The organism is Streptomyces achromogenes (assembly GCF_030816715.1).
GTDB classification, from domain to species: domain Bacteria; phylum Actinomycetota; class Actinomycetes; order Streptomycetales; family Streptomycetaceae; genus Streptomyces; species Streptomyces achromogenes_A.
This window is the reverse complement of sequence record NZ_JAUSYH010000001.1, coordinates 4689925-4714132: the sequence shown is the minus strand read 5'-3', so window position 1 is coordinate 4714132 and position 24208 is coordinate 4689925. Positions and strand designations below refer to the sequence as shown.

19 protein-coding genes, 2 tRNA genes and 6 pseudogenes are annotated in these 24208 nt (G+C 69.7%); 15 read left to right on the top strand and 12 right to left on the bottom strand.

Features of this window, described 5'->3' with window-relative positions; translation table 11 throughout:
* Positions 1–263: 263 nt before the first annotated feature.
* Both QF032_RS21200 and QF032_RS21195 read left to right on the top strand, forming a co-directional pair.
* The gene (locus tag QF032_RS21200; RefSeq protein WP_307060330.1) at positions 264–866 is read left to right on the top strand and encodes a class I SAM-dependent methyltransferase; all 603 of its coding nucleotides are present in this window, start codon (positions 264–266) and stop codon (positions 864–866) included.
* A 49-nt stretch (positions 867–915) separates the two neighbouring features.
* Positions 916–1140, top strand: a complete 225-nt coding sequence (locus QF032_RS21195; RefSeq protein WP_307044779.1) for a cold shock domain-containing protein — start codon at positions 916–918, stop codon at positions 1138–1140.
* A gap of 79 nt (positions 1141–1219) precedes the next feature.
* On the opposite strand, the gene QF032_RS21190 is transcribed toward QF032_RS21195, so the two are convergent.
* The 3 genes and pseudogenes from QF032_RS21190 to dcd all read right to left on the bottom strand — a co-directional run bounded on the left by QF032_RS21190 (position 1220) and on the right by dcd (position 2337).
* Positions 1220–1603 carry a YrdB family protein gene (locus QF032_RS21190; protein ID WP_307057060.1) on the bottom strand — a complete coding sequence of 128 codons (384 nt, stop codon included), beginning with the start codon at positions 1601–1603 and terminating at the stop codon, positions 1220–1222.
* 28 nt (positions 1604–1631) lie between these two features.
* Positions 1632–1727 (bottom strand): annotated as a pseudogene (locus QF032_RS21185) (phosphoribosyltransferase); the annotation flags it as partial.
* A gap of 34 nt (positions 1728–1761) precedes the next feature.
* A complete protein-coding gene (dcd, locus tag QF032_RS21180) occupies positions 1762–2337 on the bottom strand; it encodes a dCTP deaminase (protein WP_057577958.1) in 576 nt (191 codons plus the stop codon).
* 513 nt (positions 2338–2850) lie between these two features.
* Here dcd and QF032_RS21175 point away from each other — a divergent pair.
* Positions 2851–2924: transfer RNA gene (locus QF032_RS21175), tRNA-Gly, on the top strand.
* Positions 2925–2973: 49 nt separating this feature from the next.
* Here QF032_RS21175 and QF032_RS21170 read toward each other — a convergent pair.
* A pseudogene (locus QF032_RS21170) lies at positions 2974–3390 on the bottom strand (tyrosine-type recombinase/integrase); the annotation flags it as partial.
* 175 nt (positions 3391–3565) lie between these two features.
* A complete protein-coding gene (locus tag QF032_RS21165) occupies positions 3566–3943 on the bottom strand; it encodes a DUF5958 family protein (protein WP_307044775.1) in 378 nt (125 codons plus the stop codon).
* Positions 3944–4880: 937 nt separating this feature from the next.
* On the opposite strand from QF032_RS21165, the pseudogene QF032_RS21155 reads away from it, so the two are divergent.
* From QF032_RS21155 to QF032_RS21145, 3 genes and pseudogenes are all read left to right on the top strand, one after another.
* Positions 4881–5429, top strand: a pseudogene (locus QF032_RS21155) (transposase family protein); the annotation flags it as partial.
* Between the two features lie 329 nt (positions 5430–5758).
* A complete protein-coding gene (locus tag QF032_RS21150) occupies positions 5759–6373 on the top strand; it encodes a hypothetical protein (protein ID WP_307044772.1) in 615 nt (204 codons plus the stop codon).
* A 1004-nt stretch (positions 6374–7377) separates the two neighbouring features.
* A complete protein-coding gene (locus tag QF032_RS21145; protein WP_307044770.1) occupies positions 7378–7908 on the top strand; it encodes a GNAT family N-acetyltransferase in 531 nt (176 codons plus the stop codon).
* A 42-nt stretch (positions 7909–7950) separates the two neighbouring features.
* On the opposite strand, the gene QF032_RS21140 is transcribed toward QF032_RS21145, so the two are convergent.
* From QF032_RS21140 to QF032_RS21125, 4 genes are all read right to left on the bottom strand, one after another.
* The gene (locus tag QF032_RS21140) at positions 7951–8952 is read right to left on the bottom strand and encodes an IS630 family transposase (RefSeq protein WP_444875780.1); all 1002 of its coding nucleotides are present in this window, start codon (positions 8950–8952) and stop codon (positions 7951–7953) included.
* A 22-nt stretch (positions 8953–8974) separates the two neighbouring features.
* On the bottom strand, positions 8975–11842 hold the full coding sequence (locus QF032_RS21135) for an FtsX-like permease family protein (RefSeq protein WP_307057058.1): 2868 nt from the start codon (positions 11840–11842) through the stop codon (positions 8975–8977).
* A complete protein-coding gene (locus tag QF032_RS21130) occupies positions 11839–12579 on the bottom strand; it encodes an ABC transporter ATP-binding protein (RefSeq protein WP_307044764.1) in 741 nt (246 codons plus the stop codon). The genes QF032_RS21135 and QF032_RS21130 overlap by 4 nt, the downstream gene beginning before the upstream one ends.
* Positions 12580–12801: 222 nt before the next feature.
* Positions 12802–13482 carry a PadR family transcriptional regulator gene (locus QF032_RS21125; RefSeq protein WP_307044762.1) on the bottom strand — a complete coding sequence of 227 codons (681 nt, stop codon included), beginning with the start codon at positions 13480–13482 and terminating at the stop codon, positions 12802–12804.
* A gap of 601 nt (positions 13483–14083) precedes the next feature.
* Here QF032_RS21125 and QF032_RS21120 point away from each other — a divergent pair.
* The 4 genes and pseudogenes from QF032_RS21120 to QF032_RS21105 form a co-directional block, all read left to right on the top strand.
* A tRNA-OTHER gene (locus tag QF032_RS21120) sits at positions 14084–14195 on the top strand.
* 267 nt (positions 14196–14462) lie between these two features.
* Positions 14463–15962: an MFS transporter gene (locus tag QF032_RS21115; RefSeq protein ID WP_307044760.1), complete on the top strand. Its 1500-nt coding sequence runs from the start codon at positions 14463–14465 to the stop codon at positions 15960–15962.
* A gap of 143 nt (positions 15963–16105) precedes the next feature.
* A complete protein-coding gene (locus QF032_RS21110; RefSeq protein WP_307044758.1) occupies positions 16106–16675 on the top strand; it encodes a TetR/AcrR family transcriptional regulator in 570 nt (189 codons plus the stop codon).
* Between the two features lie 55 nt (positions 16676–16730).
* A pseudogene (locus tag QF032_RS21105) lies at positions 16731–17303 on the top strand (4Fe-4S binding protein); the annotation flags it as partial.
* Between the two features lie 232 nt (positions 17304–17535).
* On the opposite strand, the gene QF032_RS21100 reads toward QF032_RS21105, so the two are convergent.
* Positions 17536–17925, bottom strand: a complete 390-nt coding sequence (locus QF032_RS21100) for a RidA family protein (protein ID WP_307050219.1) — start codon at positions 17923–17925, stop codon at positions 17536–17538.
* A gap of 163 nt (positions 17926–18088) precedes the next feature.
* Positions 18089–18285: pseudogene (locus QF032_RS40905) on the bottom strand (helix-turn-helix domain-containing protein); the annotation flags it as partial.
* A gap of 156 nt (positions 18286–18441) precedes the next feature.
* Here QF032_RS40905 and QF032_RS21095 point away from each other — a divergent pair.
* The 4 genes and pseudogenes from QF032_RS21095 (at position 18442) to QF032_RS21080 (ending at position 22675) form a co-directional block, all read left to right on the top strand.
* On the top strand, positions 18442–19536 hold the full coding sequence (locus QF032_RS21095; RefSeq protein ID WP_444875853.1) for a sensor histidine kinase: 1095 nt from the start codon (positions 18442–18444) through the stop codon (positions 19534–19536).
* Positions 19533–20242: pseudogene (locus tag QF032_RS21090) on the top strand (response regulator). The gene QF032_RS21095 and the pseudogene QF032_RS21090 overlap by 4 nt, the downstream one beginning before the upstream one ends.
* Positions 20243–20337: 95 nt before the next feature.
* Positions 20338–21525, top strand: coding sequence for a serine hydrolase domain-containing protein (locus QF032_RS21085; RefSeq protein WP_307044753.1), 1188 nt, complete (start codon positions 20338–20340; stop codon positions 21523–21525).
* 493 nt (positions 21526–22018) lie between these two features.
* A complete protein-coding gene (locus QF032_RS21080; RefSeq protein ID WP_307044751.1) occupies positions 22019–22675 on the top strand; it encodes a DUF1326 domain-containing protein in 657 nt (218 codons plus the stop codon).
* A 39-nt stretch (positions 22676–22714) separates the two neighbouring features.
* On the opposite strand, the gene QF032_RS21075 is transcribed toward QF032_RS21080, so the two are convergent.
* Positions 22715–23548, bottom strand: a complete 834-nt coding sequence (locus tag QF032_RS21075) for a DUF2182 domain-containing protein (RefSeq protein ID WP_307057056.1) — start codon at positions 23546–23548, stop codon at positions 22715–22717.
* Positions 23549–23691: 143 nt separating this feature from the next.
* On the opposite strand from QF032_RS21075, the gene QF032_RS21070 reads away from it, so the two are divergent.
* Positions 23692–24198: a DUF5990 family protein gene (locus QF032_RS21070; protein WP_307044747.1), complete on the top strand. Its 507-nt coding sequence runs from the start codon at positions 23692–23694 to the stop codon at positions 24196–24198.
* Positions 24199–24208: the final 10 nt, after the last annotated feature.

Here is a 24208-nt window from a genome sequence, read left to right as displayed (position 1 = left end):
CGTGTGCCGCACGTCGTCGAATCCCGTCCGACGGCCGTCTACGGCACCGGGGGTGCTGTCCCCCGGCCCCCGTGGACGTCGATTTGCCGGAACGGCAACAGAGGTCGCGCGACCGGGCCACGATGAGCGACCGTGGGCCCGTGATCGACAACACCGCAGAGACACCCGCCCCCGAACTCCCCCGAGCTGCCGCAGACGGCCACACCGGATACGACGAAGACAACGCACGCGACGGTTACGACGGTTACGTCGGAGACCCCGCGGTGCGGGCGGAGTGGGACGACCGATACGCCGACCGGCACCGGTTGTGGAGCGGCCGGCCCAACGGCGCCCTCGTGGCCGAGGTCGCCGGGCTGACACCCGGGCGAGTGCTCGACGTCGGCTGCGGCGAGGGCGCGGACGCCGTCTGGCTCGCGCGCGGCGGCTGGGACGTGACCGCGCTCGAGGTCTCGGGCGTGGCACTGGAGCGGGCGGCGGGGCACGCGCGGGACGCCGGCGTCGCCGTTCGCTGGGTACACGCCGAACTCACCGAAGCGGCGCTCCCGCCGGCCTCCTTCGACCTGGTCTCCGCGCAGTACCCGGCCCTGCTGCGCACTCCCGGCGCCGCGGCCGAGCGGGCACTGCTCGCGGCCGTCGCGCCCGGCGGCGTGCTGCTGCTCGTCCACCACGCGGGGATGGACACCCGGCAGACGCACGACGGCGGCTTCGACCCGGCCGACTACGTCTGGCCCTCGATGGTCGCCGCCCTGCTCGACGACGACTGGAGGGTCGAGGTGGACGAGCAGCGGCCACGGGTGGCGCCCGAGGGCGGCGCCGGCACGCACCACACCGACGACCTGGTACTGCGAGCCCGCCGCCTGCGTTGACGACTCCGAGGGCGTGACCGACTCAGCCGGCTCCCCGTAGAGTCGCTGCATGGTGTCTGCGACTGTCCGTGAGTGGTACGACGAGGAAGGGTGGGGGGTACTCGACTCTCCCCAGACACCCGGCGGCTGTTGGGGCCACTACTCCGACATCCAGACGAAGGGCTTCCATACGCTGTCGCCGGGGCAACGTGTAGATCTCCAATGGGAAGCCCCTGGCTTCAAGCAGGACGGCTACGACTACCGGGCAGTGAAGATCGTGCCCCGGCCGGCCTGACGTCCACATCACGGGATGGCAGACGCGCGGCTACCGGCAGGGTGGACTCCGGAGGAGATTCGCGAGTCTCAGCCCGAGTTCAATGGGTGAGCAGCCACCAGATCCGGTCGTACGAGGCGACGTGGAAGAGGACCAGAATCATCAGGCCCCCTATCGCGGTGCGCCGCATGTGAGCCGCGTGCAACGCAGCGACAGCGCCGAAGAAGACCACGAGTTCGAGCACCAACCGCACCGGGCCAGGAGTCTCGACTTCGGTGTCCCCGGAACGCGCCTCGTCGCCCGAGACCGCGAAGGTTCCCCATGCCCAGCCGATGACGACGGGTAGGGCAATGACCAGGATCCAGCGCCACGGGGACGCCGTTGTCCGCCAGGCCCAGAACGCGAAGGAGCCCAGGGCAGCCGGTTCGAGCATGAACCGGAGACCGAGCATGACCGGGTTGTAGGCCAGGGCAACGGTTATCACTGCTGTGCCTCCACACGAGCGACTGTCACTTCTCGCAGGCGACGGCGCCGCGCACCTCTGCGACGGCGTCCAGGCAGAAGTCGCGCACGGGCTTCAGCGTCTTTCCCGTGTCGGCGAGCGTGTCCCGCGCGCCGGTACCGCGTCGTCCGTGCCGTCGCTCACACCTGGGTCCGGTGGAAGTTCAGGAACGACCGGGACGCCGTCGGTCCGCGCTGGCCCTGGTATCTGGACCCGTAGCGGTCGCTGCCGTAGGGGAACTCGGCCGGCGAACTGAGCCGGAACATGCACAGCTGCCCGATCTTCATACCGGGCCACAGCTTGATCGGCAGGGTCGCGAGGTTGGACAGCTCGAGCGTCACATGCCCGGAGAAGCCGGGGTCGATGAACCCGGCGGTGGAGTGGGTGACCAGCCCGAGCCGCCCGAGGGAACTCTTGCCCTCGAGCCGCGAGGCGAGGTCGTCGGGGAGGCTGACGACCTCGTACGTGGAGGCGAGCACGAACTCCCCGGGGTGGAGGATGAACGGCTCGTCGCCCTCGGGCTCCACGAGCCGGGTCAGGTCGGCCTGCTCCACGGAGGGGTCGATGTGCGGGTAGCGGTGGTTCTCGAACACCCGGAAGTAACGGTCGAGTCGCACGTCGATGCTCGACGGCTGCACCATGGATTCGTCGTAGGGATCGATCCGTACCCGCCCGGCGTCGATCTCGGCCCGGATGTCCTTGTCTGAGAGAAGCACGTCCCGAGGATACGCAAGGCGCGCGGAGCGACCACCATCGGACGACTCCGCGCGCCAGGGCTTTCCGTTCTCCGCCCGCCGCTACCGCTTCTCGAGCATCACCGGCACGGCACTGCGCAACCGGGCGCACCGAGGACACCGGACGAGCCGTCCGGGACCGAGCCGCTCGGCCTGCTGCATCGGGAACGAAGCGGTGCTGAACACGTGCCCGTCGGCACAACGGACGACGGTGCGCTCCATCAAGTCCATGAGTCCCTTCCCCAAGAGCCGCGTCCGGCTGCTGCTCGCCGGACACCGAAAGCCACATTACGGGACGAACGGGACGACCCTCCAGGCGGCACTCCGACCCCGCCCGACCCCACTTCCACGCGACCACCGTACGCCCCAACTCCGGCCGCCCACACACCGATCCCTCCCTCGCGACGCAGGCGGGCCCCGAGGCTTCGACGCCCGGGGCCCGGCATGAGGTAGAGTGACGGAGCGTTCCGACACCGGTTCAGACCGGCGTCTTACGCGGGTGTAGTTTAATGGTAGAACATCAGCTTCCCAAGCTGAGAGCGCGAGTTCGATTCTCGTCACCCGCTCCACGAAGAAGGCCCAGCTCAGAGAGCCGGGCCTTTTTGCTGTCTTCTGTGATCACTCGCCGCGTGCCAGATTCGTGCCAGAAGGCCCGTCCGGAGCCCTCCCGGCCGCGGCGGCCCGCGCCTTCCGCACGGTGGCGTCGAGGCAGGCGGCGACTTCCTGCTGTCGTTCGTCGTCGGAGTGCTGATAGATCAGCGCGGCCTTCTCGGACGACTGACCGGCGCGGACCATCGTGTCCTTGAGGGTGGCACCGGATCGCGTGGACAGAGTGTGCCCCGTATGACGGAGGTCGTAGAACCGGAAGCCCTCGGGCATGCCGACGGTCTCCCGAGCCTTACGCCATCTTCGCCCGAAAGTGCTGCGCCGGAAGGGAGCACCCTTCTCTCCCACGAACAGCAGCCCGTCCGGGCCCGGCTCGGCGAACGACTCCAGATGCCGGCGGAGCTCCCGATGGAGGAATGCGGGAAGGATCCGAGCGCCGTGCCGCCGATTGGCACCTGGCTGGGCCGTCCCTGGGCCGTCCGAGGTCGCTTGACAGTGGCCAATGATGACCAACGACGACCACTAGGCGCATGGGCCCACAGCCCCTGACCAGCAAAAACCCAGCTCACCAAGATCCCTGGGAAGATCCAGGGCAAGAAGACACCTAGGTTGCATCCCGCCGCGGATCCGACAGGTTGTGCCACTCGTGACCGCACCCATCGGCGCAATGCTGCGTCCGCCTGCGAGTGTCCGCGATGCTGAAGAGGGCGACGAGCAGGCGGAAGGACTTGGTGAGTTCATAGGCCGGAAGCCCTGCCATCCCGAAGCGCCACTTCGTGAGCATCACCGCCGGCGTGTGAGTGGGACGAATGCCAGAACGCGCAATGCTCTCCGGCACATCGTCCTCGCAGGCCCGGGCCTGCCCGCAGAACTCCACCAGCGCTTGCAAGACCTTGCGTTGGTCATCCTCCGAGCGGCCTTCGAACCACTCGACCCCCTCGGCCGTCGGCCTGAGTCCCTGCGCGAGCTCGTTCAGGACCACCTCGTGTGCGTACAACACCGTTTACTCCCGACTCAGTCCAGACTGACAGTGCACTCCGATTCCTCTCCTTCAGTGCGAAGGCGTGAAGCCGGAGGACTGGTCAAGGTGGAACACGGAGCCCGGAGCCGTCGGAGTCCAACCCTCACGCAGGGCAAGCCGAACAGCCGCGGCAACAACGGACGGACGTACAGGCTCAGCCTCTCGGCCGAACCAGTTGCTCGGATGCGGCTGGTCGGTGGAGATCACAAGCGTCATGCCAGGGGTCTCCGCATGCTCAACCGCGAACGTGCACGGCGACCAGGCCAAGCCCTGGAAGTACGTCGGCCGGCCTCGCAGCCGCCAGCGGTAGGCCGTACCGTCGACAACGATCCGTCGTGATCCCTTGCGGACCAGTGCCATGACTCCCCCTTCAACAGCGACGATGCTGGCGAGCCCGGCCCCGCCATCCGTCTCGGTTGCCGTCTCATTCAGCGCCGTTCACGGTCGTTCAGACGAGACCGCAGCCGGAAGCCGACCTCACGACCGGCCGTCCATGAACCCAGGTGAACGGCCCCGTCCGAGGCACCCCCGGACCACCACCACAGTTGGAAAGCGTGCACTGTGATGTCACTGTCAGAGCCCGGGCCTACGGTCCAGGGATGGCAGCCAGGCCATCAGCACGTTGGCCTGCCGAGGGGACGAAGAGGCCGCAGAACTCACTGCTAGGACACGGGTCCCGAGCGATGCTCCTGTCGAAGCTCTTAGCCTCGTCCGCGATCACGTAGAACAAACAGGGCGAACCGGTAGCCCGGTCAGGCAGTGAGCTCTTTCAGAGTGGCCACTGATCGGGTGACGACGCGGCGTCCGCAACGGGCAAGGCTCCTGTGCCGTTGAGGGAGGTGTTCGACGTCTCAACCCATCGGCGCAGGAGCTTTGTTGGTTGCCTATCCTGCCGCACTCCCACGCCTACACGACTGCCGTCATCGCCCTGCTCGCCGACCCCGGACTCCTGCGAACCCTGCGCGAAGCAGACCCCGACTACGTCCTGCTCGACGGCCCCCTCGCGGAATGCGACCGGGCCGGCGACAGCCGGGCCGACTTCTCCCAAAAACACCGACGCCACGGCGTGAACGTGCAGGTCGTGACTGATCCAGCCGGACGGCTGCTGTGGATCTCACCCGCCCTGCCCGGCCGCGCGCACGACCTGACCGCGGCCCGCACTCACCGAATCATCCGAATCTGTGAACGCCAGGGCATCCCGATCCTCGCCGACCGCGCCTACATCGGAGCCGGCCCATGGGTGACAACACCACGCCGACGCCCACCAGGCCGCCACCTCACACCCACCCGGCAAACCGTCAACCGCACGCTCTCGGCGGCACCCGCACCGGTCGAGCGAGGCGTCGCACGACTGAAGTCCTGGCGGATCTTCCGCAAAGCCCGATGCAGTCCGAACCGAATGTCGTCAATCGCAGCCGCCATCCTCGCCCTGGAGCGGCACCGCTGAAAACGCTCAGTCACCACCTCTGACGAATCGAGGTTGCTGTGACGGGTGCCGGTTGAAACCTGACACGACGAACCGCCTGCTCCAGCGAGTTTCACCCTTCGCGCCTCATTCTCGGGGACTTGAGGTCTTCTTGAGATTCCCAGGATCTCTTGTGCCGAGGAGTATGCGGCGTATATAAATTACGAATGACGCGCACACGACATCCGGGGAGGCGTCACATGGACGCTGAGGTGGCGTGTGCTCAGTTCTCCGGCTCTTGAGCCATTCGACCAGTTCCATCGAAACGGGGCAAAATGAAAAGCGTTCTAATGCGCATTGCCATACCTGCCATGACGGCGACGGCCGTGTTGCTGGCAGCGGCCAATGCCGGTGCCGCCACGGCTGATGATGAACCGGTACTGGCCGAGGGTGCAATGGTCGTTCTAAATGACGGAACCGTCATTGGCGCCGATGATGAGATCGAGTTCTCCTTCACGGGCGACAAGCCGGAGGTTAAGGCTCCTCGGGCCAGTGCAGCTTGCCCTGAAATAAATGACCCCCCGACGTACAAGGTGAAGGGCACGCCTTACTTCCTGCCTGACAAGGACGAGCCTCAGTCGACGTGGCTCCTTCCTCGTCAAAGTGTGAACTGGGCGATAACGGGATCTCACACCTTCACCTTCGACGTCACCGGTGGGTACGAGTCGGAAGCCAGCGTTATCATCTCAAAGGCCAAGGTGAGCGTCGACGTCAAGGTCGGCAACTCGTGGACTTGGACGGGCACCCAGACGGTTACCGACACGAACACGACCAGCAAGGGGTACCGGGCCGTCCTCGGGCAGGTGGGCTGGAAGCTCACGGCTGTGAAGACGTGGATTGCGGCACCCTGCAACGTCAAGACAAAAACGGTTGTCGTGAAGGCCCCACGCAAGGGCGACATGTCGATTGGGCGGCTGAATTCGTGAAGCGAAATGGGCAGTGTAGAGCGGTGATGCTGGGCGTCATGGCCTCGGTGGCGCTCACCAGTGCGTGTGATTCCGGCGGGTCGGCCGACCCGTCGCCGTCCAAACCCCCTTCGGGTATGTCATCACCCAGTGCGATATCGGATGGCGCGTCTGGAAAGGCTGTGCTGGATCACGCCTTCGTGGGAATGGAGCCCCTTGGGAGTGGGTCCGGTCGTCTACAGCCGCACCTCGGAAACACACTGCCCGCCACGCCCGAGAACGTGCTGAGTGTGACATTTGCCTTTACTTGCACCGGTAAAGGAAAGGTTGTCTTTGCTTTCACTGTCAACGGTAGAAATGTACCCACGGGGGCACGTACCACCACCTGCGACGGGTCGATCTTCCAGCGGAGCATAGAAGTCTCGAGAACCGGCCTCATCAGCTATGAGGCTCAAGTAACGGGATCGGAGAGCGGCAGTTTCGCCTACTCCTACTACACGGAGAAAGCGCAATTGCCGTAGTCGGTTCATCGGGGTTGCTGCAAAGTCCGCCACCATCGCGAGTCTTGGGCGGATGAGGAACAGTGAGTGGAGCGGGAACCGCACCAAGTCAACTGCTGCTGTACAGCAACGAAGTACAGCAACCCCAGCAACCGCCAGCGCCCGCCAGTGGGCCCTACGACCCTCCCCGCAGCCTGTATGACCTCGAATGACCGATCCCTACAGAGCTACGGATCAGATGTTCCCCGTGCCACAACCGTGCCAGAACGAGCGGGGCGCCACGGGGAACAGCGGAGAACAGGGTGGCGGAGATCCACGTTCCGAGATGGCGTCGCGACAGGTCAGCCCCGCAACCTCTCTTGAACGCACCTAGTGGCTCGGCTCGGATGGTTGGTCGTGTAATGGCTCCGCATGATGGCTCGGCCTGCGGCGCCGGGCGATGCGCGGCATGGCGACGGGGAGGGCGATTTCCGCGCAGGTGAAAGTGGTTTGCGACCTGGATGCCGCGTGGGTAGGTCGCCCTCTGTGACCCCAACTCTGCGCACTGAGCGGCTGCTGCTGGAGCCGTACACCCCTGAGGACGAAGAGGACTTCGTCGCTCTGTTCCAGGACATCAGGGTGTCGCAGTGGATGGGAGACGGCCCTGCTTCCGAAGCAGCAGACCGGGCCCTGTTCGGGCGGATCTTCACGAAGGTCTACGCCCAGGAACTGTTCGATGTTTGGGCCGTCCGTCGGGACGGACTCGTAGTCGGGCATGCCGAGATCAAGCCGACCGACGTCGTCGGAGGCCACGAGATCATCTACGCTCTGGCCCCGGCGGCATGGGGGTTTGGCCTGGGGACCGAGGTGGCAGAGGCGATCGTCGCTTATGGCTTCGACACCCTCGGGCTGACCAGGGTTTACGCCACCGTAGCTGCACCGAACGAGGCCTCACTGACCCTGCTGGACGGAATCGGTTTCGAGCATGTCCGGGACATCACAGAGGACGACGGCAGCACCAGCCGCGTGTTGGCCCGTCATCTGCCTGCGAGCGACAAGTCGCCCCTCGCCCGGTAAAGACGAGCAAGCCGCTGCCCGTGAAACCACCCGGGTAGCCGATCAGGCAGCGCGGGTTGGGTACTGGGTCCAGGCTCGGATGGTTGAGTCGGGGGCGAAGGCGGTCTTTGGTTCTGCGCGGGTGTTGCGCCAGCGGATGTAGGCGGCGATGGCGGAGTTCTGCTCGCCGTGGGTGTGGTGGTCGGTGCCGTTGAGGGCGAAGTAGCGCAGTGCCGCGAACTCCGACTCGATCCAGTTCAGCCACGAACCGTAGGTCGGCAGGAAGACCAGTTCGACGCCGTTGTCGGCGGCCCAGGTGCGGACCTCGGCGTGCTTGTGCGGGGAGAAGTTGTCCAGCACCACATACAGCTTCTCCCCGGGCCAGCGGTCCCGCAGGGTCTTGAGCAGGCCGAGGAACTCGCGCCACCGCTTGCGCCGGCGGATCCGGTAGTAGACCTTCCCGGTGGCCAGGTCGAGCGCGGCGAGCATGTGCATCACACCGCCGTACCGGTTGTAGGTGGCCCGCAGCCTGCGTGGCCTACCGGCCGGACGCCACGCTCTGCCCTTACGGGGCATCAGGTTCAGCGGGCCGAACTCGTCGACGCAGATCACCCGTCCGTCGGCCGGCGGTGTGTCGTACAGCGCCAGGACCCGGTGCATCTTGGCTATGAAGCCTGGGTCGTTGGACGCCTTCCAGGTAGTCGTGGCCTGCCAGGAGACCTTGCCCTCCCGCAGAATGCGCCGCAGGGTTTCCCTGCTGATACTGGGCGCCACCTGCCGTTCGACCAGGTGAGCGGCGAGCTTGGCCAGGCTCCAGATGGAGAAGGCGGCGATGTTCCAGTCCTCGGGGGACGTCCGGGCAATCAGACGGATGTGCTCACGCACTCGGCTCCGCCCGTTGGCGAAGTGGGTGGATGCTTCCTCCGCCGGAGCCCCGCGCAACGGCGCCGTCGCGCCCAGAGGTAGAGCTGGGTCGGAAGCGCTGGCCGGCTTCGAGCAGCATCCCTTCGGACGGGGACTACCTCCTGCCCCTGGACGAGGGTGATCACCCTCGTCCAGGGGCACGGCACGGTCGGGCAACTGAGGCTCAGTGCTCGGCGCGGCGGGCCAGCGCTCCGCGAGAGCGGGTCACCAGCGCGGCCAGCAGCGCGGCGCCGAGGGGCACGGCCACCAGGAGGGTGGCGAGCGTCTCCCAGGGGACGATGATCGGCACGTGCGGCGGGGCGTCACCGGCGCCGCCCCAGCCGTTGTCGAGAGCCTCCTGGTAGAAGCGCATCTGCTCGCGCTCCTCGGTGAGCCGCAGCCCGACCGCGGGCAGGACACCGGCCGCCGAGCCGAGGACCACACCCATCGCGGCGACCACACCACACTGGAAGCCGCTGAGCATGCGGCGCACCCGGGGCGGGGCTCCGACCGCGGCGAGCGTCTTGAGATCGGCCTCCGCGTCGGCCTGGGCGAGACCGGTGGCGATGCCGGCCGCACCGATGGTGACCAGGCCGGCGAAGACGGTCAGCGCGAGCAGGACGAGCCCGCTCTCGTCGACCCAGCCCTGCTCCACGGTCAGCTCGACGTTGCTTCCGAGCTTGGCGATCTCGGCGTCGAGCTTCTGCCGCTGCTCGGTGCTGGGCATCCGGTCGGTGCTGAAGAAGGCGCCGAGGGGGACGGTGGTCAGTCCAGCGGCCTTGGCGGCGGCGGGGCTGAGCACGCTCTGCACTCCGTAGGAGTCGGGCGAGCCGGGCACTTGGTAGGCGGGGAAGGACTTCAGCTCGCCCGGGACCGGCTTGTTCTGCTCGACGGCGCGGTCGGCGGCCTTCGGGTCGATGATCAGCTTGATGCGGACGGCGCCGTTCCTGTCGACCTGGGGCTTGTGGAAGCTGAGGAGCTTTCCGTCGGCGAGGGCCTTGGCCGCGCCCGGGTCGTCGATGCCGAGGACCTTCAGGAGCGGGGCGTCGGCGATGAGGAGACCGCCCTCGACGTAGATGCCGTTGCCGTCGCGCGAGAGGCAGCGCCAGTCCTTGGCGAGCGCGCGCCGCTGCTCCTTGGTGTACTTCTCCGCCGGGTCGGAGCCGTCGGGGGTGCTGACCCACAGCGGGCACTCGTTGGCCGGCGGGGTGACGACCTCGAAGCGGCCACAGCCCTCGCCCGCGCCGTCCGGGGCGCAGCCGGGCTTGCCGACGGCGATCCGGAACACGTCGGCGCGGACGTCGACGGGCAGCGTCCGCTGCACGGCGTCGCGGACCGCGGGGACGTCCCGGCCGCCCTCCTCGGTGACGAGCGCGGCGCCGGCCCCGTACGGCAGGCTGGCCCGGTACTCGGCCAGACTCTGGGCGTCGCGGCTCGCGGCGTACGTCGAGACGGCGACGGTGCCCGCGACGGCGGCCAGGACGGCGGCGACAGCGGGTGCCGTACGGCCCCGGTTGCGGACCGCGTCCCGCAGGGCGAGGCGCGGCGAGAGCGGCAGCCAGCGGCTGGCCCGGCCGAACAGGCCGACCAGGGCGGGCGTCATGGCGACCACACCCAGCTCGGCGATGGCCGAGCCACCCGCGACCAGGACGAACTGGTCGGAGACGACCGAGCCGTACAGGGCGATGGCCGCGCCGAGCAGGACGGCGCCGAAGCCGATCAGCGGCAGCACGCGGTTGCTGCGGCGCACGCCGCGACGGCCGGTGAGGGAGGCCAGGACCGTCTGCCGGGAGGCGGTGACGGCCGGGATGATCGCGGAGAGCAGGCCGGTGAGGACGGCGAGCGCGGCGATGGCGAGCAGTTCCAGCGGCCTGACGGTGAAGCCGCCGAACCGCTGCCCCATGTAGTCCTCGAGGAGCGGCCGGAGGGCGAAGGTCAGGATCAGGGCAAGGACAATGCCGACCAGGGCCGCCGCGACGCCGATGACCAGGCCGCCGCTCAGTACGATGGCCCGGATGTGGCTGCGGGCACCGCCGTTGGCGCCGACCAGGCCCAGCTGGCGGCGGGAACGACGGGCACCGACGGCGAAGGCGGGACCGGCGAGCAGGCAGATCTCCAGCATCGCCAGGCCGACGACCGTGCCCACGGCGGCGAGCGCGGCGGCGTCGGCGCCCCCGCTGCTCTCGTAGGTGGCCCAGCCTTCCTTCTGGTAGAGCGGCACCTTGGAGTCGGTGGGAGGGTCGAGGGCCACGACGCGCGAGGTGACCAGGACACCCTTCGCGTTGATCGCCTGGACCGTGTTCCACGTGAAACCACCGGCCTTCTTCACCAGGTAGGTGGTGGAGATGTCGGGCTTCGGCAGTCCGGCCTTCTCGACCGCCTTGGCGTACGGCGCGAGGAAGGCCCCCGGCAGGGCGTTGGCCTGCTGTGCCGTGAGGTCGCTGGGCAACTCGTACGAGCCGCTGATCACATAGGTGCGGTCGAAGCCGCGGGCGGTGAGGGTGGAGCCGACGGACAGCCCGCTGCTCTCCAGGAACCGGGTGGTCGCGGCGATCTCGTCGTTCGTCTCGGGGAAGCGGCCCTCCTGCAGCCGCATGATGCCCCGGGCGACGGGATCGACGGCGGCCAGCTCACGGACCTCGGTCTGGAGCAGACCGTGCCTGGTGGTCAGCTTGGCGCTGCCCCTGCTGTCGGTCAGCACCGTCGAACCGGCCGGGATGGTCTTGGTGACATCGGTGGGGCCGTCGGGCCAGGACTTGCCCGGCGAGTCGTAGTCCCCGGCCGGGGTGTGCTTTTCGCCCTCGGGGTCCTGCAGGATGGCCACGCCGGCCGTTCGGGCGTCGGAGAAGCGAGCGTCGGCGGCACCCAGGGTGCGCTCCATCCGCTGCGCGGGAGTGAGTTCGGCGCTGCGCAGGGTCAGGTCCAGGGCGCTCACGCCCAGGATCGGCAGCGCGATCATGGCGAGGACGAGGAAGCTGCGGCCCTTGGAGCGCCAGGCGTCACGGCGAGCGATGCGGACCGCGGCCCGCCAGGAGTGGAACCAGGTCGTCACCGCTGGGCCGCCCGGCCGCTCAGGAGCGAGTCGGCGTCGCTGCGTATGGTCTGGTCGACGACGGCGCCGTCCCGCAGGAAGACGACCCGGTCGGCCCAGGCGGCGAACCGCGGCTCGTGGGTGACCATGATGCCTGCGGCTCCGGCGTCGCAGCGGGAGCGCAGCAGGGCCAGCACGGACTCGCCGGTCTCGGAGTCGAGGGCGCCGGTGGGCTCGTCGGCGAGGACGAGCCGGCGGTCGCCGACGAGGGCGCGGGCGATGGCCACGCGCTGCTGCTGGCCGCCGGACATCTCGTCGGGGAACCGGTCGGCGAGTTGGCCGAGGTCCATCTCGGCGAGGGCGGCGAGGGCCTCGGTGCGGGCCTTGCGGGCCGATATGCCGTCCAGTTCGCGGGGTAGGGCCACGTTCTCGGCGGCGGTGAGGGCCGGGATGAGGTTGTAGTCCTGAAAGACGTAGCCGATGCTGCGGCGGCGCAGGGCGGCGAGCCCCTTGATGCCGAGGGAGGTGATGTCGGTGCCCTCGACGAAGACCTGCCCGGAGGTGGGGTTGTCGAGGCCGCCGGCGATGGTGAGCAGGGTGGACTTGCCGGAGCCCGACGGGCCCATGACGGCGACGAGTTCACCGGGGTGGACGTCGAGGTCGATGCCGCGCAGGGCGTGCACCTCGGTGGCGCCGGAGCCGTGGACGCGGGTCAGGTTCCGCAGACTCAGCACGGGCTGCTGCTGTTGTGTGGACATGGTTCCCCCTCGGGCGTACGCCGGCGAACGGCGGACGTCGGTGCGACGGACGGTCGTTGGCAGCGCCGTGCGTACGGTATGGGTCTGGTCGGGTGGTTCGGAGTCTTCATGTGGGTCGGGTGGGTCGGGTGGACCCGGTGGGTCGGGTGGACCCGGTCGGCCCGGTGGGTCGGGTGGACCCGGTGGACTCGGTCGGCCCTGTGGGTCCGGTCGTTCGGGTGCTCAGGGCCGGTCGTGAAGGGCGGACGTCACGGGCGGTGGCGTGGCCTCCTCTGCCCCGGCCCCCGCCCGCGCCCCCATCCCCGCCGCTCCCGCTACCGCCCCCGGCGAGGCCGGCTCCGGCCCCGCCGCCGGGGCAGTCGACGAGAGACGGATCAGCCGGGACTCGCAGTGGTCGAGCCAGCGCGCCTCGGCCTCGGTCTGGAAGATCAGCTGCTCCAGGACGAGGAGCCAGGCGATGTCGTCCCGCTCCCGGGCCCCGTTCTTCTCCACGGCGGGGAGGGCCTGCGCCTTCAGCCGGGTGTAGTCCTGCATGGCTTTCACGGTGTGCCGGCGCTGGGACTGGATGACGTCACGGATGTCGACCCCGGGCGCCCCGACGGCCATGGCCAGCTTGATGGCCAGCTCGTCACGGGCCGGGCTGGTGCGGTCGACAGGGTTCTCGAACCAGCTGCGCAGTTCGACGCGACCGCTGTCGGTGATCGCGTAGAGCGGGTGGCCGGCTTCGTCCTCGCCGTCCTGCACGACCATGCCGTCGCGTTCGAGCCGGCTGAGCGTCGTGTAGACCTGACCCACGTTGAGCGGCCAGGTCGAGCCGGTGCGGGACTCGAACTCCGTACGGAGCTGTGAGCCGTAGCGCGGACCGCGTTCCAGGAGGGCGAGAAGCCCGTGACGGATGGACATACTGAGTATGTATACCGAGTAAGTCCGCGGGGACAAGCGTCCTGAGGCGGACGCCGGGGGTCCGACTCAAGGGGGACCCGGTCCGTCGCGAGCCGCTCAGCGGCGGCGCGTCCGCACCACGAGGAAGCCGATGCCGAGGCCCGCCAGAGCCGCCCCACGCCCAGTGTGAGCATGGGAATCCGCCGGTCGGAGAGGTCGAGGGGGGCCTCGGTGCCGGTCCGGTGAGCGGCCGTCGGCAGCCCCGCGGCCGAGCTCTCGGCGGCCGGGGCGTCCGTCTCGGGTACCACCTCGACCCCCTCGTCCGACTCATCGGCGGGCTCCTCCTCTGTTGCCGTTCTGGTACGAGCGGGCTCGTGGAGGACGGCGAGCCGGAGGGGGCGGCCGGTCGGCCGGGCCGCTCCCGGCCCTCCCCCGCCGGCCGCCCCGCGAGGGAGGCGGAGTCGCTGGGCGCGGGAGCGTCGGGCGGCCCCGACAGCTCGGGATCCGCCGGACGGGCGGGTAGGGCGGATCCGGAGGAGGGCGACGCCGAGGGGGCGGACGCGCGATCGGGCGAGGCGGATGCGGCGGTCGTGGCCGCGGAACCATTGGGAGCGGGGCGCGAGCGGGTGGTTCGGGGGAGAACGAATTTCCCCAGGTCAGAGGCCCTACCTCTACGCATGTGCCCGTCGCTTTCCAAGCTGAGAGCGCGAGTTCGATTCTCGTCACCCGCTCCATGCGAAACCCCCAGGTCGATGACCCGGGGGTTCTTTGATGTCGAGACCGGTTAGCGGGCGCGCACCACATCCACACCCCTATGGCCGGGCGCACCACTCGGCTAGCTGATGGGAGGCAGTGGGGGCGAGCCCAAGCTCCGCGCAGCGCGCTCTTGTCGCCGAGGCCGTCTTCAACACTTGCACCGAGGAAACCGATCTGTTTTCCTAGGTGGAAACAGATCGGTTTCCGGCCGACGGTCGGCCCGTGCCCAGCGACTGAGGAGAAATGTGAGTACCACCTTCGACCGCGGAGCGCCCGCTTCCGGGAAAACAGACTCGGGCCGCCGCGGCTCCCATGCCGTGCGCTGGTGGGTACTCGTCGTGCTGGGCGTGGCACAGCTCATGGTCACGCTCGATGCGACCGTCGTGAACATCGCGCTGCCCCAAGCGCAGCATGACCTCGGTTTCAGTGACGGCAGCCGGCAGTGGGTCATCACGGGGTACGCCTTGGCGTTCGGCAGCCTGCTGCTGCTCGGGGGCCGACTCGGTGACCTGTTCGGTCGACGTACGACCTTCGTGACCGGCCTGATCGGTTTCGCGGCCGCATCCGTCGTCGGCGGCGCGGCCGGCAGCTTCGAAATACTTGTGGCGGCACGTGTGGCCCAGGGGTTGTTCGCCGCACTGCTCGCGCCCGCGGCGCTCTCGCTGCTCAGTGTGACCTTCACCGACCCGGCCGAAAGGCCGAAAGCCTTCGGCGTCTTCAGTGCGTTGTCCGGTGCGGGTGCGGCGGTCGGACTCCTGCTCGGCGGCATGCTCACCGAATGGGCGTCGTGGCGCTGGGTGATGTACGTGAACGTCATCTTCGCGGGCGTCGCACTGGTCGGCGCGCTGATGCTGCTGGCCAAGCCGGCGCTCACCGAGCGGCCCAAGATCGACATTCCTGGCACCGTCGTGGTGAGCGCCGCACTGTTCGGCATCGTCTACGGGTTCGCGCACGTCGAATCCACCAGCTGGACCGACCCGGTCGCCCTCGGCTCCATGATCAGCGGCGTGCTGCTGCTCGCGGTGTTCGCCTGGCTGGAGCTCAGGGTCGCGCATCCGCTGCTGCCGCTGCGCGTCGTGCTGGACCGGACCCGCGGCGGTTCGTTCCTGGCCGTGTTCGTCCTGGGCATGGGGATGTTCTCGATCTTCCTGTTCCTGACCTACTACCTGGAGGCCAGCATCGGCTACTCGCCGATCGAGGCCGGTCTGTCCTTCCTGCCGATGGTCGGGGGCATCGTCGCCTCGTCGACCACGGTGCCTTCGCTGCTGCTGCCCAAGGTCGGTCCGAAGGTCGTGGTCAGCGCCGGCTTCCTGGTCTCCGGGTCGGGCATGGCCCTGCTGACCCGGCTCACGCTGGACAGCGCCTACGTCGCCGACATCATGCCGGGCATGATCCTGCTGGGCCTCGGTATCGGTGCGGTGATGACCACCTCGTTCCAGGGTGCGACCGCAGGAGTGCACCACGAGGACGCGGGCGTCGCCTCGGCACTGATCAACACCAGCCAGCAGGTGGGCGGCTCGATCAGCACGGCGCTGCTGACCACCGTCGCCTCATCGGCCGCGACCGACTACCTCTCCTCGCACAAGCCGGGCGCACTGACCATGGCCCGGGCCGGGGTCGAGAGCTACACGGCCACGCTGGCCTGGGGCGCCGGCATCTTCGTGGTCGGCGCGGTGCTCACGGCGTTCCTGATGCCGAATACGGCTCTGGCGCCGTCGGAGGGCGAGCCCGTGATCGCCCACTGAGTCTGAATCCACGGGGTGAGAAATGTCCTGCGCTGATCGGCGCCCTCCAGGCGCACATCAGCGCAGGACAGGGGCCTCTCCGAGACGGTTCCCTCGTAAACCGATCAGTTTCCCATGGGCCGGAATCGAGTTAACCTCGCGATATGACCACCGAAGCAATGCCGAGTTCCCGAGAGCGACTGCTGGAGGCAGCGGCCACGCTCACCTACCGAGACGGCGTCAACATCGGCGTCGACACGCTGTGCAAGGCGGCGGGGGTGTCCAAGCGCTCCATGTACAAGCTGTTCGAGAGCAAAGACGAACTGCTGGCGGCGAGCCTGGAGGAACGCGCCTCCGCCTATGTGGCGGCACTCCTTCCCGCGACGGACGACAACCGTCCAGCCCGCGCGCGAATCCTGCATGTCTTCGAACAGGCGGAGGCGCAGGCGGGTGCACCCGGCTTCCGGGGCTGCCGGTACCTCGTCGCACAGATCGAGCTCAATGACCCGAGCCACCCCGCGAGCCGGGTGGCCGATCGGGTCAAGGAGAACCTGACAGGCTTCTTCCGCACTGCAGCCGAACAGGGCGGGGCGAGGGACCCGGACCTGCTGGCCCGTCAGCTGATCCTGGTCTTCGACGGCGCCAGCGCCCGTGCGGGAATCAGAGCCGACGCGCCGGCCGGTCTCATCGCTCCCACCGTGGCCGTACTGCTCGATGCGGCGGACATGCGCTGACGCATCGCGTGACGAGCAGCTACGGCGAGCGAGGCACTGCCCTGATTGCCTGACGTTCGGCAGCTTCGTGCTGCTGGTCACCGTCCTGGTGGACGCGGAGGTGAGCGAGTACGGGCAGGCGCTGGACTACAACCCCTGCATCGACTGCAAGTTGTGCGTCGCCGCCTGTCCGGTCGGCGCCATCAGCAAGGACGGGGACTTCGACGCGCTGGCCTGCACCACGCACAACTACCGAGAGTTCATGAGCGGGTTCACCGACTGGGCGCAGACGGTGGCCGACAGCGAGGACGCGGCCGACTACCGCTCCCGGGTCAGCGATTCCGAGAGCGCCTCCATGTGGCAGAGCCTGAGCTCTCCGCCCGGCTACAAGTCCGGCTACTGCCTCGCCGTCTGCCCCGCCGGCGAGGACGTCCTGGGCCCGTACCTGGACGACCGCAAGGACTTCATGGACACCGTCCTGCGACCGCTCCAGGACAAGAAGGAAACCCTGTACGTCCTGCCGGGCTCCCACGCACAGGAGTACGCCCGGCGCCGCTTCCCCCACAAGCCCGTCAAGGAAGTCACCGGTGGCTGGCACCCCCCGGCGAGGCGTTCCGCGTCCACCGACCGAGAGACCCGTACGCCATGAGCGGCAGTCACCCCTTTCACGACCGCCAGGGCCTGCACCGTGTCCCGGCGGAGACGATGCCGGAGAAGACCGCCGTAGCTGGCATGACGGCAGGTCACCCAAGACGGGCCACTACGCGGAGTGGCCCCCCGGTGTGCTCGCCCTGACGGGGACGGCAGGCGCACACCATCACGGCTCGCCGGAGACCTCCGGAAACCGATCGGTTTTCATCTCGTCCACTCCGGGTTGACCTTCACCAAGGAATTATGGCGAGGGCCTCCACCTCCAGCATGAGCTCCGGCCGGTACAGGGCGGCCACCTGTACCGCGGTACTGGCAGGCGGACGCGCGGTGTCGATGTGCGCGTCGCGGACGGCCCGTACCTCCGGCAGGATGGCGACGTCGGTGACGTAGAACGTGAACTTGGCGACCTCGGCGAACGTGGCGCCGCCTGCCGCCAGGCAGCGCCGCAGGTTCTCGAAGACCTGACCGGCCTGGGCGGCCGCGTCGCCGTTCCCGACCACATTTCCGTGTTCGTCCAGTGCGACCTGCCCTGAGATGACGACCAGTCGACCTTCGCCCACAACCACATGGCTGTAGCCCTTCCCTGGGGCGACCCCGTCCGGCGGAATGTGGATGAGCATGGTCTCTTCTGACTTGTCCGACACAGGTGACCTCCCCGAACGACAGGTGACGAGGCAACGGTATAGGGCGCCAACTATGTTCATGCCGAAGCGCGTTGGGGCGTGGGACCACCGCGCGCCGCATTTCGGCCACGTGCATCGGTGGAAGGCGCCGGTAAGGGGTGACCTTCGAGCAGGTCGCCTCCCGCCATGCGGTGATCGCCTCCTCGTCGCGTTCGGCGGCGGGCCGGGCGGACATCCGCCCGCTGTGGCCCATCCGGTGCAGCAGCCGGGTCACCCCCGGAGACGCTGGAGGAGACGTGCAACTTCCGGCCCGCCCAGCGTGCGCACCCGTACGGCGGTCCACACCTGGCCGTCCGCCCGGCGACCGTTACCGTGTGGGGTCGCGCTTCCGGGGCCGACCGGAACAGGACCTGGATCAGGGGGACTTCGGGTGAGGACGCCGTGAGGGAATCAGGAGGGTACGCGCGGGAACGGTGGAACCGGTGCCGGGCGCTGGGGACGGCCAATCCCCTCGTGGTCGACATCGGGGTCGCCCTCCTGGTCCAGGCGGCGATGACGATGCCGTTCGTGGTGCCGCGCCCTGCGGACCTCCCACCGGCGACCTGGCCCGCGTACGGGCTGACCACGCTCACCGTGATCCCCCTGGTCTGGCGCCGGCGCGCTCCGGTCGCCGTCCTGCTCGCCGTCCTCGCGGCCAGCGCGCTGTACAAGCTGGCCCTGGAGGGGCCCGGTCAGCCGCTGCCGTACACCGGGCTCGTCATCGTCTACACGATCGCCGCGCTGTCGCCGCCGGCCAAACGGCTGGCCACCACGATCCTGCTGCTGGCCGCCATCCCCGCGTCGGTAGGGCTCAACACCCGGTCGGCGCGCGAACTGACCTTCTCCTTCTTCGTGTTCGCGGCGGCCTACGTCTTCGGGCGGCTGACCGACGCCCGCCGCCGGGCGAACCGGATCGAGGCGGAGCAGGCCGCCGCACGCGAACGGGCCCGGATCGCGCGGGAGATGCACGACATCCTCTCCCACGCGGTGAGCCTGATGATCGTGCAGGCGGAGGCCGGGCCCGTGGCGGTGCGTACGGCTCCGGAGAGGGCGGAGGCGGCCTTCGACGCGATCTCCGAGGCGGGCCGGGACGCGATGGTCCAGTTGCGCCGGATGCTGGGGGTGCTGCGTGAGGGCGACGAGCCCGGGGGCGCCCCGCGCGAACCGCAGCCGGGCCTCGCGGGCCTGCCCGATCTCCTCGACCGGATACGGGCCAGTGGTCTCGATGTCGTGTACGGGACGACGGGGGCCGCGCGGCCGCTGCCGGACACGATCGGGGCCACCGTCTTCCGGATCGTCCAGGAGGCGCTGACGAACACGGTCAAGCACGCGGCCGCCCGCACCGTGTCCGTACGACTCACCTACGGGGAGGGCGACGTGTGCGTCGAGGTGGTGGACGACGGGCGCGGTCCGCGGTCCGGTTCCGGCGGCGGCCACGGACTCGTCGGGATCCGTGAGCGCGCGGCCGCGCACGGCGGTACGGCGGTCACCGGACAGGGCCCGGACGGCCGCGGCTTCGAGGTCCGGGTCCGTGTCCCGGTACCGTCCGTGGCGGGGGTGACGCGTTGACGATCCGTGTGGTGGTGGCCGACGACCAGGAGCTGGTGCGCAGCGGCTTCGCGATGATCCTGGACGCCCAGCCCGACATCGAGGTGGTCGCGGAGGTGGGCGACGGAGCGGAGGCGGTCGAGGCGGTGCGGCGGCACGGGCCCGATGTGGCCCTGCTCGACATCCGGATGCCCCGATCGGACGGTATCGAGGCCTGCCGGGCGATCAGTGCGGCCGGCGGCTGCCGGACGGTGATGCTGACGACCTTCGACTCCGACGAGTACGTGTACGAGGCGCTGCACGCCGGCGCGAGCGGCTTCCTGCTGAAGGACGTGCGTCGCGACGACCTCGTTCACGCGGTACGGGTGGTGGCGCGGGGTGACTCGCTGCTCGCGCCGTCCGTGGCCCGGCGCCTGGTCGAGCAGTACACCCGGCCGGCCGTCCGGCCACGGCGGCCCGATCCCCGCCTGGACGCGCTGACCGGGCGGGAGCGCCAGACGCTGCTGCTGCTCGCGCGGGGCATGTCGAACGCCGAGATCGCCGCGGAGCTGGTCGTCAGCGACCACACGGTCAAGACGCACGTCGGCAACGTGCTCGCCAAGCTGGGCCTGCGGGACCGGATCCAGGCGGTGATCTGCGCGTACGAGACGGGCCTGGTCGCGGCCGGGGACACCCTCCCGGGGGACCGTGCGGGCCCGGTTCCTCCCCCGCGCCGGTGAGGAAGTGACCGCGGAAGACCGCCCGCGCGGGTGATCCGCGAGAAGTCGCCGGTCAGGAGGATGAGGCCATCGAGAACCACGGCCGACACCTACGGAGCCGACCATGAAGAACACGACCCGCGCGCTGCTGGCAGCCGCACTCGTCCTGGGCGTGACGGCGGGGCCGGCGGTCCTGCCGGCCACCGCGTCCGCCGCGTCCCCGGCATCCCTCGCGTGCCCCGCCGTCTCCGCGCGGTCCGCGCACCCCGACCCGGCCTTGGAGGCCGCCGTCGCGTGTCTGCCGTCGGCGGACGCGACGGCCGCGCTGGTGCGGGTCGGGGGCGCCGAGGGCGTGTGGCGGGGCAGCTCGGGCGTGCACGACCTGGAGAGCGGCCGGCCGGCCGATCCGACCGCCCGCTTCCGCGCCGGTTCCGTGACCAAGGTCTTCACGGCGGCGGTCGCCCTGCAGCTGGCCGCCGAGGGCACAGTGGACCTGGACCGCACCGCCCGCTCGTACCTGCCGGAGCTGATCCCGGCGTCGTACGGGGAGGTCACGGTCCGCCAGCTGCTCAACCACACCCACGGCATTCCGGCGCCCGACTTCCCCGGGACCACGGTCGAGGAGGCGTACGCGAACCGCTTCCGGGTCCATGACCCCGAGGACATGGTCCGCTCGGCGGTGTCGAAGGAGCGCGAGTTCGCGCCGGGCGAGCGGCAGCACTACCTCAACATCGGCTACACCGTCGCCGGTCTGCTGATCGAGCGCGTCACGGGCGACTCGTACGAGCACCAGGTCACCCGCCGGATACTGAAGCCGCTCGGGCTGTGCGACACCTACCTTCCCGGGACGGACCCGCGCATCGTCGGCCCCCACAACCACGGCTACCAGACGATGAGGCTGGACGACGGGACGACCGGTCTGCGGGACGTGTCCGTGTGGGGCACGACGGACGGCTGGGCGGCCGGTGACATCGTGTCGACCACGGCCGACCTGGAGCGGTTCACGCAGGCCCTGTTCGGGGGGCGGGTCGTGCGCGGTCCCCTGTGGGAGGAGATGCTCACGCTGCCGAAGGTGGCGGACTTCAAGAGCGGCGGCCCGGCCGCGTACTCCGTGGGCCTGTCGATGAAGAAGCTGGGCGGCCGCGAGGTGTGGGGCAAGACCGGCGGCCGCTGGGGCTACAACACGGCCATCGCCTCCACCCGCGACGGCTCCCGCACCCTCGTCTACAGCGTCAACTCCACCAACGCCAAGGGCCAGGACATGAACGAGGTGGCGCAGAACATCATGGTGGCGGCGTACGGCAGGCCCTAGCAGGGCGCCGGTTCGCCGTGCGGAGGATCTGCCGGGTGCCGCCGCGGTACGCCGGCGCCCGGTCCCGGAGCACACCGCCGCCCCGGCCCCGACCGGTAGGGGCGACACCTCGGGCGCGGACTCGGGCAGGCCGACAGGGGACCACCGGTGGGCCGGCGGGCCGGGCCCAGCAGGCTGCCCGGGCCGGCGCCCGCACGACTCCGCGGCGTCGGGTCGGCCCACGGGCGTCGGGTCGGCGACACTCCAGGCCGACGGGGTACGCGCTGCGGCTCTCCGCCGTCACCGAAATCCCTTACGCGGGAGACCAGCTCACCGAGCCGTGCGTCTCGTCTTCCACGGATCCGGGACCTCTGCCGCGATCGCCGGGTTCCCCCTACCGGCACGTGGGGTGCAAGCTGGAAGAGAGGCCGCCTCGCGATCCTGGGAGCGGCTCGGGACATGCGGTCTCGCCACTCCGAGTGGGCCCCGTCGGGCCCGGCAGGAGGGATGCGAGATGACAGAGCAGGTCACCACCGGTACGCGTTGGCGCCTGGCCGGTGATTGGTTCGATGTGTGCAAGTGCGCCATACCGTGCCCCTGCACGTTCGCGCAGGACCCGACCTACGGCGACTGCGAAGGCGTGATGGTCTGGCACATCCGGGAAGGCAGCTTCGGCGACGTGCGGCTCGACGGTCTCAACGTCCTGATGCTCGGCTCCTTCGTGGGGAACCCCTGGGCCGGCACGCACACCGACCCGTACGCCGCGGTCTTCCTCGACGAGCGTGCCGACGAGCGGCAGCGCGGTGCGCTGGGAGCGATCTTCGGCGGTGAGGCGGGCGGTTGGCCGGCGCAGTTCGGGGCGATGTTCCACCCCGAGATGCGCGGCATGGACGTCGCCCCCGTCCACGTGGACATCGACGACGATCTTGGCGCCTGGCGAGCCGAGATTCCCGGCCGGGTCACGGCTGCCGCCGAGGCGCTCACCGGCCCGACGACTCCGGACGGCGCTCGGGTCCAGGTCCGCAACGCCCCGGGCGCCGAGGTCGGCCCCGGCCAGGTCGCCACCTGGGGACGGGCCACGGCCGACCGCGCCGACGCGTTCGGCTTCTCCTGGGAACGCTCGGGGAAGTCGAGCAAACACTTCACCTTCGACTGGAGCGGTCCTGACTGACGAGCAGCCGTCGCGCGCTCCCGGAGAGAGCCGAGCACGTCACATGTCGTCCATCGGCGGCGACCCCTGCAACCCCGGCAGGAGCCAGTCCTGGAACGGTGCGAGCACGGCGAGGACGAGGAACGCGACGCCCACGACCCGGCCGAGCAGCGCGCCACGGGGCCACAGCTTCTCCACGAAGATCACCACGGCCAGCAGGGCCATCGCCGCCACGTTCATCATGCCGAGCGGGACCAGGACGACCATCAGTCCCGCGCAGCAGCCGACACAGTAGGCGCCGTGGTGGCAGCCGACCCGAAGATCGCGCGCCGGCCGCCGGAACCCCGCGTAGCGCACGAGGTGACCCATGGGATCGCGGCAGTGCCGCAGACAGACGTACTTGAGGGGGCCCAGCTGGTACAGGCCCGCCAGCAGGAAGGCGATGGCGCCGATCCAGCGTCCGGCGGTCGGACGGTCGTCCACCAGGCCGCCGGTGAAGGCGAGGGCCGCATAGGCGAGCAGTCCGAAAGCGGTCCACACCAGCAGGTACCCGCAGACGAACTCGGCGGTGCGCACGGTCCGCGTCCAGCCGGAGGACTGCCGCCCGATCCCTCGCACCCACGTGAGGGCCACCGGCGCCATGGACGGCAGCATCATGGCCGCCATCATCGTCACCCACAGCAGCAGGAACAGCGGCAGCGCCGTCCCCATCGTGCCGGCCTCGACCCCCATGTCCCGTGCCTGCGCGATCGTGAGCGCCCAGGCGGGCACCGCGATCAGGACGACCAGGAACCAGGCAGCCGCGAGATCCCGCGCCGGCAACAGGCCTCCGCCCGCTCCGGTCGGCGCGGGCGACCGGGCGGGTACGAAGACGGAACTGCGGATATGGCGCATCGGCGTGTACTCCTGCGGACAGTTCCAGCACAGCACGCATCCCTGCGCGACGCGACCTGTTCACCCGGTCGGCGCGCCGGGCGGTGGCGCCGTCGCCGGGGGCGGCCTCGCCCCGCGGGGACGAGGGCGGGAGGATGGCCGGCATGCGCATCCGCATCGACGCCGTCGACCTGCCCGGACTGACCCGCCCCGCCTCCGCCGACGGCAGAACGCCCGCCTACGGCAACCTCCACGTCGCCGTGCAGCGCAGGGACCGTCCGGCCGAACTGCTCGACCCGCAGCCCGGCGACGCGGCGTCCGCGACCTGGACCCTGGAGTGCACGACGAGCGCCACGCCGGCCGGGACCGAGGTCGCGGGGCCCTATGTGCAGCACCGGCTGGGCCGGCGGTTCGTGTACCTGTCGTGGGGGACGGTCGACGAGGCGGGCGTCTTCACCATGTTCCGCCGCGCCAAGCTCATGCTCGACGTCGTCCCCGCCGACGTGCTCGCCGCCGCGGCACGCGAAGGGCTGCTGGTCGGACGGCTCGGCCTGACCGACGCGCAGGGCGGTCCCCTGTGCGCACGGGTCGAGCCCCCGCACATCACCTGGACCGCCGCACCCGACCCGTCCCGCAAACCCCACGCACCCGAGGGCCGGGACGCCCCCTAGCCAGCCGGCT